General features: G+C 66.4%; 14 protein-coding genes. 9 read left to right on the forward strand and 5 right to left on the reverse strand.

From position 1 onward, the window contains the following. The first annotated feature begins 8 nt into the window (after positions 1 to 8). Positions 9 to 1475, forward strand: coding sequence for a mannose-1-phosphate guanylyltransferase/mannose-6-phosphate isomerase (locus CH339_RS10265; protein WP_111434296.1), 1467 nt, complete (start codon positions 9 to 11; stop codon positions 1473 to 1475). On the opposite strand, the gene CH339_RS10270 is transcribed toward CH339_RS10265, so the two are convergent. From CH339_RS10270 to CH339_RS10285, 4 genes are all read right to left on the reverse strand, one after another. Then, on the reverse strand, positions 1436 to 2722 hold the full coding sequence (locus tag CH339_RS10270; RefSeq protein WP_111434265.1) for an O-antigen ligase family protein: 1287 nt from the start codon (positions 2720 to 2722) through the stop codon (positions 1436 to 1438). The two genes, CH339_RS10265 and CH339_RS10270, sit on opposite strands and share 40 nt — an antisense overlap. Then, a complete protein-coding gene (locus tag CH339_RS10275) occupies positions 2719 to 4269 on the reverse strand; it encodes an undecaprenyl-phosphate glucose phosphotransferase (protein ID WP_111434266.1) in 1551 nt (516 codons plus the stop codon). The genes CH339_RS10270 and CH339_RS10275 overlap by 4 nt, the downstream gene beginning before the upstream one ends. Positions 4270 to 4325: 56 nt before the next feature. Next, positions 4326 to 5537: a glycosyltransferase family 4 protein gene (locus CH339_RS10280; protein WP_111434267.1), complete on the reverse strand. Its 1212-nt coding sequence runs from the start codon at positions 5535 to 5537 to the stop codon at positions 4326 to 4328. Between the two features lie 152 nt (positions 5538 to 5689). Next, positions 5690 to 6253 (reverse strand): polysaccharide biosynthesis/export family protein, encoded by a 564-nt coding sequence (locus tag CH339_RS10285; RefSeq protein WP_111434268.1) that lies wholly within the window; start codon positions 6251 to 6253, stop codon positions 5690 to 5692. Between the two features lie 203 nt (positions 6254 to 6456). Between CH339_RS10285 and CH339_RS10290 the strand changes: the two genes are divergently transcribed. The 3 genes from CH339_RS10290 (at position 6457) to CH339_RS10300 (ending at position 10850) form a co-directional block, all read left to right on the forward strand. Further along, positions 6457 to 8628, forward strand: a complete 2172-nt coding sequence (locus tag CH339_RS10290; RefSeq protein ID WP_111434269.1) for a GumC family protein — start codon at positions 6457 to 6459, stop codon at positions 8626 to 8628. 167 nt (positions 8629 to 8795) lie between these two features. Further along, a complete protein-coding gene (locus tag CH339_RS10295; protein WP_111434270.1) occupies positions 8796 to 10046 on the forward strand; it encodes a hypothetical protein in 1251 nt (416 codons plus the stop codon). A gap of 87 nt (positions 10047 to 10133) precedes the next feature. Then, positions 10134 to 10850, forward strand: coding sequence for a class I SAM-dependent methyltransferase (locus tag CH339_RS10300; RefSeq protein WP_111434271.1), 717 nt, complete (start codon positions 10134 to 10136; stop codon positions 10848 to 10850). Between the two features lie 10 nt (positions 10851 to 10860). On the opposite strand, the gene CH339_RS10305 is transcribed toward CH339_RS10300, so the two are convergent. Then, on the reverse strand, positions 10861 to 11346 hold the full coding sequence (locus CH339_RS10305) for an NUDIX domain-containing protein (protein ID WP_245408131.1): 486 nt from the start codon (positions 11344 to 11346) through the stop codon (positions 10861 to 10863). A 227-nt stretch (positions 11347 to 11573) separates the two neighbouring features. Between CH339_RS10305 and CH339_RS10310 the strand changes: the two genes are divergently transcribed. From CH339_RS10310 to CH339_RS10330, 5 genes are all read left to right on the forward strand, one after another. Further along, on the forward strand, positions 11574 to 12581 hold the full coding sequence (locus CH339_RS10310; RefSeq protein ID WP_245408132.1) for a UDP-glucuronic acid decarboxylase family protein: 1008 nt from the start codon (positions 11574 to 11576) through the stop codon (positions 12579 to 12581). Between the two features lie 52 nt (positions 12582 to 12633). Next, positions 12634 to 13710 (forward strand): NAD-dependent epimerase/dehydratase family protein, encoded by a 1077-nt coding sequence (locus tag CH339_RS10315; protein ID WP_111434273.1) that lies wholly within the window; start codon positions 12634 to 12636, stop codon positions 13708 to 13710. Positions 13711 to 13762: 52 nt separating this feature from the next. Then, on the forward strand, positions 13763 to 14566 hold the full coding sequence (locus tag CH339_RS10320) for a WecB/TagA/CpsF family glycosyltransferase (RefSeq protein WP_111434274.1): 804 nt from the start codon (positions 13763 to 13765) through the stop codon (positions 14564 to 14566). Positions 14567 to 14714: 148 nt separating this feature from the next. Then, positions 14715 to 16856: a GumC family protein gene (locus tag CH339_RS10325; protein WP_170138481.1), complete on the forward strand. Its 2142-nt coding sequence runs from the start codon at positions 14715 to 14717 to the stop codon at positions 16854 to 16856. A 48-nt stretch (positions 16857 to 16904) separates the two neighbouring features. After that, positions 16905 to 18299, forward strand: a complete 1395-nt coding sequence (locus tag CH339_RS10330; protein WP_111434276.1) for an O-antigen ligase family protein — start codon at positions 16905 to 16907, stop codon at positions 18297 to 18299. The last annotated feature ends 40 nt before the right edge of the window (positions 18300 to 18339 follow it).

The following is an 18339-nucleotide window of genomic DNA, read 5'->3' on the forward strand; positions in this document are numbered from 1 at the left end:
CCGATCTCGTGACCAGCCCGCAAGCGCCAGACCGGATCGCGACGGTGATCCTTTCCGGCGGTGCCGGCAGCCGCCTCTGGCCGCTCTCTCGTGCCGGCTATCCCAAGCAGTTCCTGTCCTTTTCCGGCGGCCCGACGCTGATCCAGCAGACGGCCAGGCGCCTTTCGGGCGAGCGATTCTCGGCCCCGCTCATCATCTGCAACGAAAAGCACCGGTTCCTGGTCGCCGAGCAGATGCGCCAGATCGACTGTGATCCGGCCGGTATTCTGCTGGAGCCGTTCGGCCGCAACACGGCACCGGCCGCGGCCGTTGCCGCGCTCCATCTGCTTGCCGATGCCGGCGACGGCGATCCCCTGATGCTCATCGCTCCGTCCGACCACGTCATTGCCGACGAGGCGGCGTTCCTTGCCGCCGTCGACCGTGCGGCAAGGGCCGCCCGGCGCGGCGCCCTCGTCACCTTCGGCATTGCGCCGGACCGGGCCGAGACCGGCTATGGCTACATCCGCCGCGGCGGTGCGCTGGAAGGCGCGGCCGAGGTCTACGCGGTCGACCGGTTCGTGGAAAAGCCGGACCGGGAGACGGCCGCCGTCTATCTCGCCGAAGGCTCCTATTTCTGGAACAGCGGCATCTTCCTGTTTTCCGCCCGGACCTATCTCGGCGAACTGGAGCGGCACGACCCGGCGATGGTCGCCGCCTGCAGGAACGCGGTCGCGGCCAGCCGCCGGGACCTGACATTCTGCCGCCTCGATCAGGAGGCCTTTGCCGCGGCGCGGTCCGATTCGATCGACTACGCGGTGATGGAAAAGACCGGCCACGCCGCCGTCGTCCCCGTCGACATGGGCTGGAACGATCTCGGGGCCTGGTCGGCGCTGTGGGACATCGGCGACAAGGACGACGACGGCAATGTCGTCCTCGGCGACGTGCTGCAGCACGAGGCGAGCGGCAATTTCGTGCGCACCGACCACCACCTGGTCGCCGTCGTCGGCCTTAGCAACGTCGTCGTCGTCGCCAATGACGACGCCGTCCTCGTCGCCGACAAGGACCGGGTGCAGGAGGTCAAGGCGATCGTGGAGCGGCTGAAGGCCGAAGGCCGCGGCGAGCATGACCTGCACACCACCGTGCATCGGCCCTGGGGCAGCTACCGCGGCATCGACCGCGGCGAGCGCTTCCAGGTCAAGCGTATCGTTGTGCGGCCCGGCGAGAAGCTGTCGCTGCAAAAGCACTATCACCGGGCCGAACACTGGATCGTCGTCACCGGCACGGCCCTCGTCACCCGCGGCGATACCACGTTCCAGTTGGGCGAGAACGAATCGACCTACATCCCGGCGGGCGAGGTGCACCGGCTGGAAAATCCCGGCAAGCTGCCGCTGCACCTGATCGAGGTGCAGTCCGGCTCCTATCTCGGCGAGGACGACATCGTCCGCTTCGACGACGTTTATGCGCGCGAGGCCGACGAGGGCTGCGGCGGCGAATAGGCCGCCGCGTGCGGCTGCCGCTGGCGCGCGGTGTGCAGTGCGTCGGTCGCGATGATTCCCCAGGCCACTCCGAACAAGAGATACATGTGCCGCCAGTGGTCCATATCGATGACGATGCCCATCAGCGCATGGCCGAGAAGGACGACGGAGACGCATTGGGCATAGGCGCGCCACGGCCGCGGCTTGAAATTGATCGGCGCCAGCTTGCCGAGCGTCAGCAGGGTGAGCGCGATATAGGAAAAGCCGCCGAGCCACCCATAGGCGAGAAAGCCCTTCAGGTAGACGTTGTGCGGGTCTTCCGCGAACAGTTTGCCGAATTCCAGCGGGCCGATGCCGAACGGGTGGTGGGTTGCCATCTGGAAGCCGATCCAGTGGCGCGCGAAGCGGCCGAGCCGGGCGCCGTCATAGTCCTGAACCAGCTTCGCCCGGGCCTCGAAGAGCTTGTGGACGGCATCGCTGGATAGGGCGGCCAGCAGGAGCAGCGTGACGACGCCGGCCGCCACCGCCGCCAGCATGATCAGCCTGAGGCGCTTTACCGGATCGGTCTCGTTGATGAAGACGAGGAGGGCGGTCATCACCGCGGCAAAGAAGGCAAGGCCCCAGCTCGCGCGCGAGAACGAGAGGAAGACCGCAAGGACGATGGCCATCAGCGCCGCCATTCGCGGCAGGGTGTTTTCCAGCGGCCTCGACAGGATGTCGTGGATCAGGAAGGTCGCGGCGAGCACCAGGAACGGGCCGTAGACGTTGGGGTCCTGGAACGTGCCCTTGGCCCGGTCATAAAGGGTGAAGATGCCGGCGCCGGGAAACAGGTGGAAATAGCCGGCGATGCCGGCAACGGCGGCAAAGACGGCGGCCGCCAGATAGGCGTTGCGTATGACGTTAAGCCGCGACGGATCGGTGGTGATGATGGAGGCGAAGAAGATGCTGGTGCCGGCAAGAAAGCCGCTGACCGCCATGTACATGACGACCGTGCTGTCGATCACCTCGAGCTGGGTCAGCGACATCACCCCGCCGGCCATGTAGAAGGCCATCAGCACGACGAGCGGCGCATAGCCCCGCTGCACGCGAAAGCCGATGACCAGCCAGACGACGATGGTTGCCGCCAGCATCAGGTCATAGGGCGCCGGCTCGTTGATGACGAAGCCGCCGAGGAAGACCGCGAACCAGAGGATGCCGTTGAACACCCGCCGCGCCGAGACGGCCCCGCGCGGAATGCTCCGGTGCGCGAGGGCTGCTGTCTCGGTCAATAGGCGTGCTCCGTGTTGAGGAGCCGGATCGGCGTCAGGATGAGAATGTAAAGGTCGAACAGGAGCGACCAGTTCTCGATGTAATAGAGGTCATGCTCAACGCGCCGGCGGATCTTGTCCGACGTATCGGTCTCGCCGCGATAGCCGTTGATCTGCGCCCAGCCGGTGATGCCGGGCTTGACCCGGTGGCGGGCGTAGTAGCCGTCGACGACCGCCTCGTAGAGCCGGCCGGCGGCCTTGGCGGATGGCGCGTGCGGTCGCGGGCCGACGAGGGAGAGGTCGCCGCGGATGACGTTGAAGAGCTGCGGCAGCTCGTCGATCGAGGTCTTGCGGATGAAGCGGCCGACCTTGGTCACCCGCGGGTCGTCCTTGGTGACCAGCCTGTCGGCGCGGGCGTCCGTCATGCTCTGGTACATCGAGCGGAACTTGAAGATCTCCACCGGCTCGTTGTTGAAGCCGTAGCGCTTCTGGCGAAAGATCACCGGCCCCTTGGTCTCGGCCCGGATGGCGATCGCCGTCGCCAGCATCACCGGCGACAGGCCGATGATGGCAAGGGTCGCAAAGACCAGGTCGAAGCAGCGCTTCAGGATCGAGTCCCAGTCGGCGATCGGCTTGTTGAAGACGTCGACGAAAGGCACGGCGCCGACATACTGGTAGGAGCGGCGGCGGAAGCGCAGCTTGTCGGTGTGTGCCGACAGGCAGATGTCGACCGGCAGCACCCACAGCTTCTTCAGCATCTCGCCGACCCGGCCTTCCGCCGTCAGCGGAATGGCGACGATCAGAAGGTCGATATTGGCCATGCGGGCGAAGGTGACGAGTTCAGCGATGGTGCCGAGTTTCGGATAGCCGGCGACCACGTCGGGCGAGCGCTCGTCGCTGCGGTCATCGAAGATGCCGCAGATGCGGATGTCGTTGTCCGGCTGGTTTTCCAGGGAGATGATCAGGTCTTCGGCGGTCTTGCCGCCGCCGACGATGACAGCCCGGCGTTCCAGCCGGCCCTCGCTGGTCCAGCCGCGCACGGCAACGGCGAGCGCGGTGCGGAACAGGGTGAAGAAGGTGAGGCCGCCAAGGTACCAGCCCATGAACCAGACGCGGGAAAACTCCTCGCCGACCTTGGCAAAGAACAGGATGGTGGCGAAGAATGCGAACACCATCGTCCAGGCGCCGAAGATGCGGCCGAGCTGGCTGATATAGGTGCGGAAGCTGGCGATGGTGTAGCCGTCGGAGCCCTGGATCAGCAGGATCGTCAACACCGAGCCTGCAAGCAGCGGATAGGCGTAGTGCCAGGCAAGGCCCTCGTCCGGATAGACGTACCAGAAGAAAACGCCGAAGCCGATCAGCGCCAGCATCGCGAATTCGATCAGCCGGGCCGCGCCGGCGATGATGGCGGGCGCGATCGTGCGCTGCTTGAACCGCTCGGCGACCTCGCGGGCGAGCGCGCCCAGTTCCGGTGCGGGCAGCGGCGTCCCGTCGACATCGACGAGGGTGCCGGTGGCGGCGAGTTTCGCGGCATCGCGAAACCTTAGCCTCGGATCGAGTTCTGTCATCGAACACCTCACTCGGACACGGGCGTCCGTACGCAACTTTTGGCCAATACTAGCCGTTACTGCCTAATAAACACTTGATCGTCGGAGCGCGCCGGCCGCCCGGCCGCGCGGCGTCCCGCCGGCTTTGCGGTCGCCAGCGTCTCGCGGTAGAAGGCCTCGATCTCTCCGGCCATGGCGGCGAGCGAGAAGGGCCGGCGCAAACGTTCGGCCCGCGCGTTCGCAGCGGATTGGAATCCGGCGCCGTCCTTCAGGAATGCGGCCATGTGGGCGGCAAGCGCCCGGTCGTCGTCGGGGGTGACCAGCAGCCTGCTTTCGGGCCCGAAGATCTCCGGAATGCCGCCGACGCGGGTGGTGATCAGCGGCCGGTGTGCGGCAATCGCCTCCAGCACGATATAGGGCAGGGACTCCGCCCGCGACGGGATGACGACGCAGCGCGCGAGCCGGAACGCCTCGCGCGCCGGCATCGGATCCTCGAACCTGACGACGGCCTGAAGGCCGAGCTCGGTGACGAGCCGCTGATACGCCGGCTTGTCGTCGCCGGCCCCGACGATGACGCCGGTCGGGCTCGTCGGGCCGTTCTCGCGCAGGCGCGCCAGCGCGCGGATGAAGAGGTCCGGCCCCTTCAGGTCGCGCAGCGTGCCGATGAACAGGAAATCGTCGGCATCTTCGACCGGGACGACCGGCTCGAATTCCTCTGGCCTCAGGCCGTTGTGGACGACCTTCTGCGGCACGATCGGCGCGCCGACCTTTTCGCGGTAGGCGTCGGCCTCGAACCGGCTGACGAAGACGAGCCCGTCGGTGACGTGTTCCATCAGCCGCTCGGCGGTGAAATAGACCCGGCCCTGCAGGCTTCTGGCCTCGTAGTGGAGGCTGCCGCCGTGCGGACAGTAGAAGCGCGCCATGCGGTGGCCGGTCATCCTCAGGATCGCGCCGATGATGCGGGCAAAGGCGCCGCCCTTGGCGCCATGGGCGTGCAGCACGTCCGGCGCCATGCGGCCGATTTCCCTGGCGACCCGCCAGCTCGACAGGATGTCGCGCGGCGAGACATGGCGGCGCATCGGGATGCGGGTGACACCGAGGGAAAGGTGCTCGCCGAGGGCGGCGATGCGCGCGTCCTCAAATGAGCCGCCGGTGGTCGAATCGCAGATCAGTCCGACCGCATGTCCGGCCGCCGCCTGCGCCGTCGCCAGGTCCGAAACGTGGCGAAAGACGCCGCCGACGGGCGCGCGGATGCAATGGACGATCCGGAGCTGTTCCTTGTCTTGCATGGTCTGCCGCCTCCCTCCGGCAAAACCGGACGGCGCCGCAAGGGGCGCCTTAGTTGAGAGGCACTCTAGCAAGAAGGGATGAGCGGCCGGTTAACCGGCCGCAAAAGCTACGGTGAAATGGGCGCTGGCGGCGTATTTGTCAGTCGGCTCGCTCAGAACAGCCGCTCGCGGATATAGATGGTGTCGCCCGGCCGGATCGGGTCGGTGATCGGCACCCGGCCGGTCAGCACCTTGCCGTTGATCTGGCGGGTGATATCGACGCTCTTCTGGTAGCCGCGGGCGGAAAAGCCGCCGGCGATCGCCACCGCCGTCTGCGCCGTCAGGCCAGCCACATAGGGGTACTGACCGGGCGTGCGCACCTCGCCCATGATGAAGAACGGGCGGTACTGCTCGATCTCCACCGAGACGTCCGGATTGCGGATATACCCGGCCCGAAGCTTGGTGGCGATGGCCCTTTCGACGTCCGACGTCGTCTTGCCGCGGGCCGCCACCGCGCCGATCAGCGGCACGGAGATGTGGCCGGCCTGGTCGACCGTGTAGGTCGACGAGATGTCCGACTGCCCGAACACGACGAGGCGCAGCTTGTCGCCGCTGTCGAGCTGGTAGGGCTCGGTCAGCACCTGGTGAAAGGCGGTGGGCGGGCGGCGATAGCCGGTGCAGGACACCACCAGCGCCGCAAGACCTGCGATCAGAATGAGACGAAGTACACGCGTCATGGGAGACCCCTGTTCCTCGTTCCTTTATTGGCTTTCATGGTTAACGGAGCGTGAAGAGCGGCGGCCTTTATACGGCGCAGTTGGCAAGACCTGGGAATACCGGCATTCGTGTGGGAAGAAAATGGATACAACCGGGCGCCGATTAACCGGTTGCTTACCTTAACAAGAGAATACTGGCCCCAGTTTCCTCGGAGTCAGTAGCCATGAAGAACGTCGAGAATCCCTACGGTGACGACGTCGCCATCGATATCAGGGGGCTTGCCGCCGCCGTCTGGCGCGCAAAGCGCTGGATCCTGCCGGCGACCGTTGCTGTCGCCGTCGTCACGGCTGTCGTGCTGTCTCTGATTACGCCGCGCTATCTCGGCCAGTCGAAGATCCTGATCGAGGCCACCAAGTCCGTTCTCGCCGACGCCGACGAAAAGCCGCAGGAAGCCGAACGCGCGCTGCTCGACCCGGAAGGGGTGACGAGCCAGGTGCAGCTCCTGATCTCGCGCGATCTCGCCCGCCGCGTCGCCAAGAAGCTGGAGCTGGCCGAACGCGCCGAGTTCAACCCCGCCGGCAAGGGCGGCGGCACGCTCGTCGGCGATCTCATGGTGCTGTTCGGGCTTGCCCGCGATCCGCTGCGGGTGTCGCCCGAGGAGCGCGTGCTGGAGGCCTATTACGAACGCCTCAAGGTCTACAACATCGAGAATTCCCGCGTCATCGCGGTGGAGTTCTCCTCTATCGACCCGGCGCTCGCCGCAAGGGGCGCCAACACCATCGTCGACGAGTACATGGCCCTGCAGTCGGCCGCCAAGCGCTCCAAGACGGTCGACATGGCGGAAATCCTGGAGCCGGAGATCGCCAAGCTGCGCGACGAGGTCAGCGCGGCGGAACGCCGGGTGGAGGATTTCCGCTCCAGCAACGATCTCCTCATCGGCAACAACAATTTGACGCTGACCCAGCAGCAGCTCGGCGAATTGACGACCCAACTCGCCAGCGCCCGCAGCGCCCAGAGCGAGGCCGAGACGAAGGCCCGGCTGGTCCGCAACCTGATTTCCAGCGATTCCCTCGACAGCTCCACCGACGTCCTGAATTCGCGGCTGATCCAGCGCCTGCGCGAGCGCCAGGTGACGCTGAAGGCCCAGCTCGCCGAGCTGTCGACGACGCTCCTGCCGAACCATCCGCGCATCAAGGCGCTGAAGTCGCAGATTGCCGACTTCAACAGCCAGGTCCGCGGCGAGGCCCGCAAGGTGCTGCGCGGGCTTGAGAACGACGCCGAGATCGCCGCGGAACGCGTGCGCTCGCTGCAGAGCAGTATCAACGAATTGAAGGCCAAGACCGCCAACACCAATAACGAGCAGGTGCGGCTGCGCGAACTGCAGCGCGATGCCGAGGCCAAGAGCCGGCGACTGACGACCCTGCTCGGGCGTTACCGCGAGGCCGATGCCGGCCGCAACGCCCGCACCCTGCCGGTCGATGCCAGGGTGATCTCGCGCGCCACGGTGCCGCCCAAGCCCTACTGGCCGAAGATCGTGCCGATCACGGTCATCGTCACCATCGCCGCCCTGCTGGTCTTCATCGGCATCGTCGTCATCACCGAATTCCTCTCCGGCAAGGCCCTGCGCCCGGTGCCGGTTGCCGCGGAGGACGAACCCGAGGCGCCGGAAGCCCCCGAGGCGGTCGGCCGGATCCCGGAAGAGGACCTGATCCGCTGGGACGATTCCGGAAATCTGCATCGGGTCATGCCGAGCGAGCCGGCACACGCGGCCGAGCGCTCGCGCATCGAATCGGCCCGCGAGGTCTGGCGTCGCATCGCCCCCGGCAGCGACGGCAAGCGCCACCTGGTGGTCGCCGGCGCAGAGCCGGGCACGGCCACCCGCATCGCCGCCATGGCGCTTGCCCGCACCGCCTCGGCCGACGACAACGTCCGCGTCGTCATGCTCGACCTTTCCAATGAAATCCACGCGGGCGACGGCATCACGGAAATGCCGCTCGCCGGCCTCACCGACCTTCTCGACCGCGGCGTCTCCTTTGCGCAGGTTCTGTTCCGCGACCGCCGCTCCCGCGCCCATGTGGTGCCGCGCGGCCGCCGTCCGCTGACCGAGGCCGATCTGGCGGGCGAGCGGTTCCAGACCGTGATGGAGGCGTTAGAGTTCACCTATGACGCCGTCATCATCGACGTCGGCCCGCTGACGTTCGGGCGCCACATCGCTGAGTTCCTCCTGCGCGCCGACCATGTCGTGCTGGCGACGTCCGGCAAGACCGGCGATCCTACGGCGGCCTATGCCTACGAAATCCTGTCGCGCAACGGCATCGAGGAGATCTCCGTCGTCTCGACCGCCGAGATGGGCGATCCGATCGTCGCCGCCGACCTCACCGGCGCTGCCGCCTAGAGCGCTTTCCCAAAAAGTTGACAGACTTTTTGGATAAGAAATCGCGTGAAAATAATGGCCTAAAGCACGTTGCGTTTTTCAGGTAAAACGCAACGTGCTTTAGGCATCCGGACAATTCTGGCAGGCGACTTGCATTCCGGGCCTTGCGACATGTTCGAAGGCCCGGAATGACCCTGATCACCCGCAGACACCTCTTGAGAAGCGCCGCGGCCGCAGCCGTGCTGCCGTCGGCGGTGCCCGCTCGGGCAGCAAGGAAGGCCGTCTGCGGCATCGATCTTTCGCGCGCCGCCTTCAACAGTGTGTCCGACTGGGACAGCGTCTTTGAGGCGCGCTGGGGTCCGCTCGGGACCATCGGGAAGAGTCGCATCCTGGAATGGATCGGCGCCAGAGACGGCGTCTATGACGACAGGGACGGCGTCCTGGCCTGGATTCTCGGCTACTGGGTCCGTGCCTTTGTGACCATGGCGGACCTTACCGGCGCGCCGCGCCACATGGACGCCGCCGCCTCGCTCATCGCCTTCATCCTCGATCATACCGATGCACGGCGCGTTGCCCGCGGCGAGATCGTCGAGAATTATGCCCGCGACCCGCTCTATTTTCGCGGCACGGGTGAGGGCGGGCCGTTCTGGAAGCGCGGCGACGATGCCATTGTGCTGAACACCGGTCACATCGCCAACCCCATCCTGCGCTTTGCCGACCTTGTTTTCCGCGACGCGGATCGCTTCGGCGCATACATGCCGGAGGCGGTGCGGACCTTCACCGAGGCCCGCATCGCCGTCGATGCCTTCGACAATGACTGGCAGGTGGTCGGCGACAAGGGCAGCTACCACTACCGGGATAGCCAGGGATCGGGCCAGCTCGGCACGACGCGGACGGCCTTCAACCAGTCGGCCACCATGATGACGGCTGAGATCCTCCTAGACCGCTGGCGTCCGAACGCAGGTCGCGTCGACAAGATCGGGCGCCTCGTCCGCTACTGGCTGGAGGACTTCGCGGATTTCCGGCCGGACGGCACGGTGTCCTGGCCATACATGATCCATCCGACGCTCGGTGTGACGGAAGACGTCGGCCACGCCTCCATTGACGTTGATTTTCTGGTTGCGGCCTTTGATACCGGCCGCACGGACCTCACCGAAGAGCACATGGCCACGCTCGCCAGAACCTTTCTGGAAAAAATCTATGACGGGCGAGGCGGGCTCAACCGCTTCGTCGACGGCACCACGGAGCCGGGCTTCGGGGAACACTGGAACGCGGCCATCGGGTTTCTGGAACTCGCCCGGTTCGCGCCGCGCGTTGCCGACGTCGCGCTCAACGTTTTCAATGCGAAATATCCACCCGACGCGCCGGACGGCATCCTCTGGGCGCGGCCGATGCTCGGCTGGGCAACATTGCTGAAGGCCGCGGCGACGCCGTGCTGAGGCGCACATTCGTGCATTTCTGGCACAGTACTTGCTGTCTTCGCGCGATAATCATTGTTGGAAGCCGGACGGCGGGAGACGCTTCAAATGGAGACATCGATCGGAGCACAGGGCGGTCGATCGCTGGCAAAAACTGTCCCAGGCCTGGTCATCGGACTTCTCAAGCGCACGGGGCTGCCGCGACTGGCGACGCGGTCCTTCGACGTTCTGGTCAGTCCCGCCCTGACGCGCTGGCGGCTGGCGCGGCTGCCCGCGCATCGGCCGCTGAAGATCGTCATCGGCGCCGGCGGCCTTCGCCTGCCGGGGTGGATTTCGACGTCCGAGACCGTCCTCAATCTTCTGAAGGCCGAGGACTGGGGTCGCCGTTTCAGCGCCCGCAAAATCGATGCGATCCTCGCCGAACACGTCTGGGAGCACCTGACACCGGATGAAGGACGTCGGGCCGCGCGGATCTGTTTTGAGCACATGGCCCCCGGCGGCCATCTCCGCATTGCCGTACCGGACGGATGTCATCCCGATCCGGCCTATATCGACAAGGTGAAGGTCGGCGGCACAGGTCCGGCGGCCGACGACCACAAGGTGCTCTTCACCCACCGCTCGCTGACGGCACTCCTGGAAGAGGCCGGCTTCGAGGTGCGGCTCCTGGAATATCACGACGCCGCCGGCACCTTCCACGCGGCCGACTGGTCGCCGGAGGACGGCATGGTGTTCCGCTCGGCCCGGTTCGATGCCCGCAACAGGTGCGGCCGGCTCGTCTATACCTCGATCATCGTCGATGCGGTGAAGCCGGTAACTGCGAGCTGAGCTTCGGCTCTTACCAGATCGCGGCCGGCGGCTGAACGCCGGCGATCTCGTCAAGGCGCCTGCGTGTCGCCGGCGAGGTCTCGGCCGGCAGGGCGTCGACCGGGAACCAGCCGTGCTCGGCGATTTCCGCATTGGGCACCGGCGCCTCCGGCTGCTCCCACTGACGGGCGACGAACAGCACCACATGGTCGCGGCGGTAGATGCGCTTGTTGTGGTAGACGGCGAAGAGCTGCGGTTCGCCGAGGAGCCGGATATTGCCTTCCTCGCGCAGTTCCTTGTCGAGCGCCTGGCGCACCGTCTCGCCGAGATCGACGCCGCCGCCGGGCAGGTGCCAGCCCGGCACATAGGTATGGCGGACGAGGAACACCCGGCCGTCGCCATCGAAGACGGCGCCGCGCACGCCGAGCGTCATCCCCCGCGAAACGAGCCAGTATCGCTTGAGGAACGGCCGGATCCACGGCCCGAGCCGGGGCAGAATATCGTCTTGAAAGCGCACCGGTAGCGTCCGCGTCCGGGGGAGGGAAGACGAAACCTAGCGCCCATAAGGTTAACGGCTTGCTTCTAAAATCGGCACGGCGGGGCGTCAAAACAAAACACTTGTTAACACTTTCGGTCCGTTTCGCACACAACGCCCTGGCACGTGGCCTGCATTGAGGACGCCGAGCGGATTGCGGTCTCGCAATTCGGGAACTTCTTCAAACCCCGCGCGGGAGGCGATCCACGGTGACTCATATTTCAACGCACAGCCCCTATCCGGAGAACCGCCGTATTCTGGTGACCGGCGCTGCCGGCTTCCTCGGCTCCCATCTCTGCGAGCGGCTGCTCGCCGACGGCAACGGCATCGACGTCCTCGGCGTCGACAACCTCTATTCCGGCACCAAGTACAACATCGCGCATCTGGAAGCCGACCCGCGGTTCGAGTTCATGCGCCACGACGTGACCTTCCCGCTCCATGTGGAGGTCGACGAGATCTACAATCTCGCCTGTCCGGCAAGCCCGATCCACTACCAGTTCGATCCGGTGCAGACGGTCAAGACCTCGGTGCACGGCGCCATCAACATGCTAGGCCTGGCCAAGCGCACCCGCTCGCGCATCCTGCAGGCCTCGACCAGCGAGGTCTATGGCGACCCGAGCGTCTCGCCGCAGCAGGAGGCCTATTGGGGCAACGTCAACCCGATCGGCCCGCGCGCCTGCTACGACGAGGGCAAGCGCTGCGCGGAGACCCTGTTCTTCGACTACCACCGTCAGCACGGCCTCGACACGCGCGTCATCCGCATCTTCAACACCTACGGCCCGCGCATGCATCCGAACGACGGCCGGGTGGTCTCCAACTTCATCATCCAGGCGCTGCGCGGCGAGCCGATCAGCGTCTATGGCGACGGCAGCCAGACCCGCTCCTTCTGCTATGTCGACGACCTGATCGACGGCATGGTCGCCTATATGCGCCACGAGGCCGGCGGTCCGGGCCCGATCAATCTCGGCAATCCGGCCGAGATCACCATCCTGGAGCTTGCCACCACCATCATCGAGATGACCGGCTCGCGCTCCGAGCTGGAATTCAAGCCGCTGCCCCAGGACGATCCACTGCAGCGCCGGCCGGATATCACCAAGGCTCGCGAGACGCTCGATTGGGAGCCGAAGGTGCCGCTGGTGGCGGGCCTCACCCGCACCATCGACTATTTCGACCAGTTGCTGAGCCGCATGGACAACGTCGCGGTGGCCGCCGAATAGGCGGCCGCGGCCGGCCCCTCCCGCTTCAACTGTTTTTTCGGAGATCGCACCCATGCGCAACGTCGTCCTCATCACCGGCTCGGCCGGCCTCATCGGTTCCGAGGCGGCCCGGTTCTTCGCCGACCGCGGCCACCGCATCGTCGGCATCGACAACGACATGCGGAAATATCTGTTCGGTACTGAGGCCTCGACCGAATGGAACCGCAACCGGCTGTCGGCGGACTTGCCGGCCTACCGCCACGTCAATGCGGACATCCGCGACGAGGCGGCGATGGGCGCGCTGTTTGAGGAGCTGGCGAGCGATCTCTGCCTGATCATCCACACCGCCGCCCAGCCGTCCCACGACTGGGCCGCCAAGGAGCCGTTGACGGACTTTACCATCAACGCCAACGGTACCCTGGTTCTGCTGGAACTGACCCGCAAGCACTGCCCGGAGGTGCCGTTCATCTTCACCTCCACCAACAAGGTCTATGGCGACACGCCGAACGGCCTGCCGCTCGTCGAAAAGGCCGAGCGCTGGGAGATCGACGAGAGCCATCCGTTCTTTGCCCACGGCATCGACGAGACCATGACGATCGACCAGTCCATGCACAGCCTGTTCGGTGCCTCCAAGGTGGCGGCCGACATGCTGGTGCAGGAATACGGCCGCTATTTCGGCATGAAGACCGCCTGCTTCCGCGGCGGCTGCCTGACCGGCCCGGCCCATAGCGGCACCCAGCTCCACGGCTTCCTCGCCTATCTGATGAAATGCGCCGCCACCGGCGCGCCCTACACCGTGTTCGGCTATGGCGGCAAACAGGTCCGCGACAACATCCATTCCAACGACCTGGTGAACGCCTTCTGGCACTTCTTCCAGAAGCCGCGCTCCGGCGAGGTCTACAACATGGGCGGCGGGCGCCATTCCAACTGCTCCATGCTGGAAGCGATCCGCCTGTGCGAAGACATCACCGGTCTGAAGCTCAACCACAGCTATTCGGAAGCCAACCGGATGGGCGACCACATCTGGTGGATCTCCGACACCCGCCGCTTCGAGGCGCACTATCCGGACTGGAAGCGCGACTACGACGTCGCCGCCATCCTTGAGGAAATCTACGTCGTCAATCGCGACCGCTGGCGCGAGGCCTCCTGAGCGGGGCCTTCCCAGCCGGGCGAATGCCCGTCCTCCAACAGGCAAAAGAACCATGATCGATAACGGCAAGAAGAACGTTCTTGGCGTCGGCGTCAGCGTTGTCGACTATGACGGCGCCGTCGAGGCCATCATCCGGGCGGCGCGGGCGCGTCGCGGCTTCAAGGTTGCGGCGCTCGCCGTCCACGGCGTCATGACGGGCGTGCTCGACCGGCGCCACCGCTACCGCCTCAACAGCTTCGACGTCATCACGCCGGACGGCCAGCCCGTGCGCTGGGCCCTCAATCTCCTGCACCGCACGAAGCTCAAGAACCGCGTCTATGGACCGGAACTGACGCTGCGCCTCTGCGAACGGGCCGCACGCGAGAACCTTCCCATTTACCTCTATGGCAGCAAGCCGGAGGTGCTGGAGCGCCTTCAGGAACGCCTGGCCGAGCGCTTCCCCGGCCTCGTCATCGCCGGTGCCCGGCCGTCGCTGTTCCGAAAGAGCACGGCGGAGGAAAAGGAGGCGATTGCCGAGGAGATCCGCGAGAGCGGCGCCCGGCTCGTCTTCGTCGGCCTCGGCTGCCCGCGCCAGGAGGTCTGGGCCTACGAATATGCCCGGCTCCTCGACATGCCGGCGATCGCCGTCGGCGCCGCCTTCGATTTCCATGCCGGGCTCTTGTCCCAGGCGCCGCGTTGGTTCCAGGACCGGGGCCTTGAATGGGCCTACCGGCTGAGCCGCGAGCCGAAGCGCCTGTGGCGCCGCTATCTCCTACTCAATCCCGCCTATCTGACGATGCTCGCCGCCCAGGCCCTCGGCCTTGCCCGCTATGCCGACCGCGGCACCGAGCCGGGCGACGCGGAGAACTTTGCCTGAAGCAGGTGCCAGCGCTGCGGCGCGCTTCTTGCAAAACCAACGGCAATCCGGCCGAACGGCGGCCGGTTGCTTCAAAACGGGACAGATATCGGCCGCGGTCCAGGCCTCGTTCGAACACTCTGTCCCCCGATCCGACGGTGATAGCGCCATGAACAGTTTTCCGCCGAACAGCCAGATGGCCCTTCCGGTCGCCCATATGCCCCAGGTTTATGCCGAGCCGCGCACGCCGGCCTTCGGCATCGGCGACGTCATCTCCATCCTGATGCGGCATAGGCGCACCGTCGTCGTCACGGCGTTGATCTTTGCCACCATCGCCGCCGTCTACGCCTTCGGCCGCGAGCGCAACTACGTCGCCATGTCGCGGATCCTGATCAATCCGCGCGGCCTGCAGGTCGTCGACCGCGAGATCACGCCGACGTCGGAGACCAATGACGGCGGCATCGCCATGGTGGAAAGCCAGATGCGGGTGATGACGTCGAACGACGTCCTGGCCAAGGTCGTGGCGCGCGAACATCTCGGCGAGGACCGCGAATTCGTCGGCGGCGGCGGGGCGCTCTCTGCCATTACCGGCTTCCTCGGCAGCCTTGCCGGCGGCGGACGCTCGATCCAGCCGGACATCAAGGCACTCTACAATCTACAGGAGGCCGTGCGCGCCCAGCGCCCGAAGCGCTCCTATATCGTCGAGCTGAACGTCAAGACCAAGGACGGCGCTAAGTCGGCCCGGCTCGCCAACGCCATCGCCGACGTCTACATCAACTCCGAAGCCGATGCCCAGTCGGGCCTTGCCGGCCGCGCTTCCGAAATGCTCACCGGCCGGCTCGACGAGCTGCGCCGGCAGCTCAGCGCCGCCGAAGAGGCGGTCGAGACGTACAAGTTCGAGAACAACATCGTCACCTCGACGGGCTCGCTGATCAACGAGCAGGAACTCTCCCAGGCCAACCAGCTCCTGACCCAGGCGTCCAACCAGACGGCGACGGCGCTGTCCAAGCTGGAACAGGTGCGCCGCATCAAGAACACCGGCGACATGTCGCAGCCGCTGCCGGAGGCGATCACCTCGCAGACGATCACCCGCCTGCGCGACCGCTACGGCGCGGCCGTTCAGCGCCGCGAGGCGCTGTCCGCCCAGCTTCTGCCGAGCCATCCGCGGATGCAGGCGGCCAAGGCCGAGATCGATTCCGCGCGCCGCCAGATCGTCGGCGAACTGAACCGCATCGCCGCGGCCACCGAGGCCGACTACGAGCGCGCCAGGGCCCATGAGGATAAGGTCCGCGCCCGCATCGAGACGCTGAAGTCCGGCACCCACCGCACCAATGACGCGATGGTGCGCCTGCGCGAATTGCAGCGCGATGCCGACGCCAAGCGCGCCGTCTACGAGGCCTTCCTGGTCCGCGCCCGCGAGCTGTCGGAACAGCGCCAGGTCGACACCACGGCGGCACGTATCGTCTCGCGCGCCATCGTGCCGATGCGGCCCGACGGTCCGGGCTCGATCCTGATCGTCCTTCTCGGCCTCTTCGCCGGCGCCGGCGTCGGCACCATGCTCGCCTTCGGCCGCGAGGCACTGTCGACCCGCATCTCCTCGCCGGAACAGATCAGCCAGATCTCCAACCTGCCTCTGCTGGCCTCGATCCCGATCTATCCGACCCATTCCTCCGACGAGGGGTTGCCGGAATTCGTCGCCGACGATCCGCTGTCGCCGACCGCACTCGCCATCGGCGACCTGCTGGAGAATTTGCGCCCCTACGGCCCCGGCGGCGACGTCAAGACCGTGCTGGTGACCTCGCCCGGCCTCAACCACGGCAAGACGACCGTCGCCTTCAACCTGGCGCTGGCGGCCGCCCGTCGCGGCGAGAAGGTTCTGCTGGTCGACGGCGACGCGACGCGGCGCACGCTCAGCGCCCTGCGCGTCGACGATCCCGAGATCGGCTTCTTCGACGTCGTCAACGGCAGGGCCCGGCTGCAGGACGCGCTGGTGCTCGATCCGGGCGGCCTCGTCATGATCCTGCCGGCCGGCCGCACCTCCGGCTTCGACTGGTCGTCGTCGCTGACCGCCGACAAGATCAAGAACGCCGTCATGCGCCGGCTTCCCGACGTCAGCCTGATCGTCATCGACGGGCCGATCGGCGGCCGTAGCGACGCGCTCGCCCCGTTCAGCGAAAGCGCCGATGCCTCCTGCCTCGTCATCCGCTCCGGCGAGGTCGACGAGGCGACCCTGAAGCGCTCCGCCGAAAACCTGCGCGCCCGCCCGGGCAAGCGGAACGGGAGCGTGTTCGTCGTCGATGCGGCCGAATGATCTTCGGGTCCTGACCGCCACGCTTTGCCGCAAGGGCAGGAGAGACGGATGATGACCGCCTACGCAACGGCCGACCACGCAAGCGCCAACCCGGCCGCCTCGCACGCCTGGGAGCGCACGCTCGCCGCGGTCCTTGCCGTGCTGCTCATCATCTTTGCCACCCAGTCCTTCCAGTTCCTGTTCGCCGACAAGGTCAACGAGGGCATGACCACCCGCGATTCCGCGGCCAGCAACCCGGTCTATCTGGCCATCTTCGCCGCCCAGTACGGCATCGCGCTCCTCTTGCTGCTCTATTCCGCGCTCCATCGCGGCCTCGGCTGGCAGTTCCTTGCCGGCATGGTCATTCCGGGCGTTGCCGCACTGTCGGCGCTGTGGTCCGTCGGCACCAAGATGACCGTGACGAACACCGTCGTGCTCACCTATCTGGTCATCGCCTCCTATGTGCTTTCGGTGCATTTCCGTCCGGCCGAGGTGCTCAGGATCTATTTCCGCGTCACCGTCTTCTGCCTCGTCGCCTCGCTGGTCCTCTACGTCGTCGCGCCCGACCAGGTGCTGCAGGCGCGCTATGGCGGCGGTTGGGTCGATGGCTGGGAATTCCGCGGCGTCATGTCGTCGAAGAATTTTGCCGGCTTCGTCTTCGCCAGCACCTTCCTGTTGGCCTTGAACGGCAAGCTCATCGGCATCGGGGCGTTCTGGCGCTATTCGGTCGGCCTGATGGCGCTCGGCGCCCTGGTGTTGACCAGTTCGGCGACCGCCGTCCTCGTCGTCGTGCTCCTCACGCCGGCCTCGGTCCTGCTCCGCCTCTCCGGGCCCTACCGGGCGCTGCTCGCGTTTGCCATGGTCGTTCTGTTCTTTTGTGCCATCATGGCCCTGCCGGTCATCGGCTCGGGCGCGGCGATCGACGTCCTCGGCCGCGACGCCACCTTCACCGGCCGCACCGACCTCTGGCGGCTGGCCTTCGAGAACATCGCCGAACGCCCCGTCCTCGGTTTCGGCTATACCGGCTTCTTCGATGCAGACCCGTTCTCGCCGGCCTGGCAGTTCTGGCAGCATTTCCGCTACTTCCTGACCGCCACCTTCCACAACGCCGCCATCGAGGCGCTGGTCTCGCTCGGCCTCGTCGGCCTCGTGCTGCTGGCCGCCCTCTGCCTCATCGCCGGTGCCGTCATCTTCAACCGCACGGTCGAGGAGGGACCCCGCCTCGTGCTGGTCATCCTGCTGTCGGTGTTCCTGATCGGCGGGACGATGGAGTTCACCATCCTCCACCACAACTACATCGGCACGGTCGTCGCCTTCTACGCCGCCTTCGTCGCGCTGACCCGCTACGGCCCGGACCAGGACACCCTGCCGCCGAGCTGGCAGCCGGTCCGCCAGCGCCCGCCGCGCCGCCCGCTCTTTGCGGCAAGCGCGCCGGTGCGGACGCAGCGTCCGGCGCTCGTCTGACGGGGGCACGGCCGGGGGCATCACGGTTCGCAATCGTCAG

The organism is Rhodobium orientis (assembly GCF_003258835.1).
GTDB lineage: Bacteria > Pseudomonadota > Alphaproteobacteria > Rhizobiales > Rhodobiaceae > Rhodobium > Rhodobium orientis.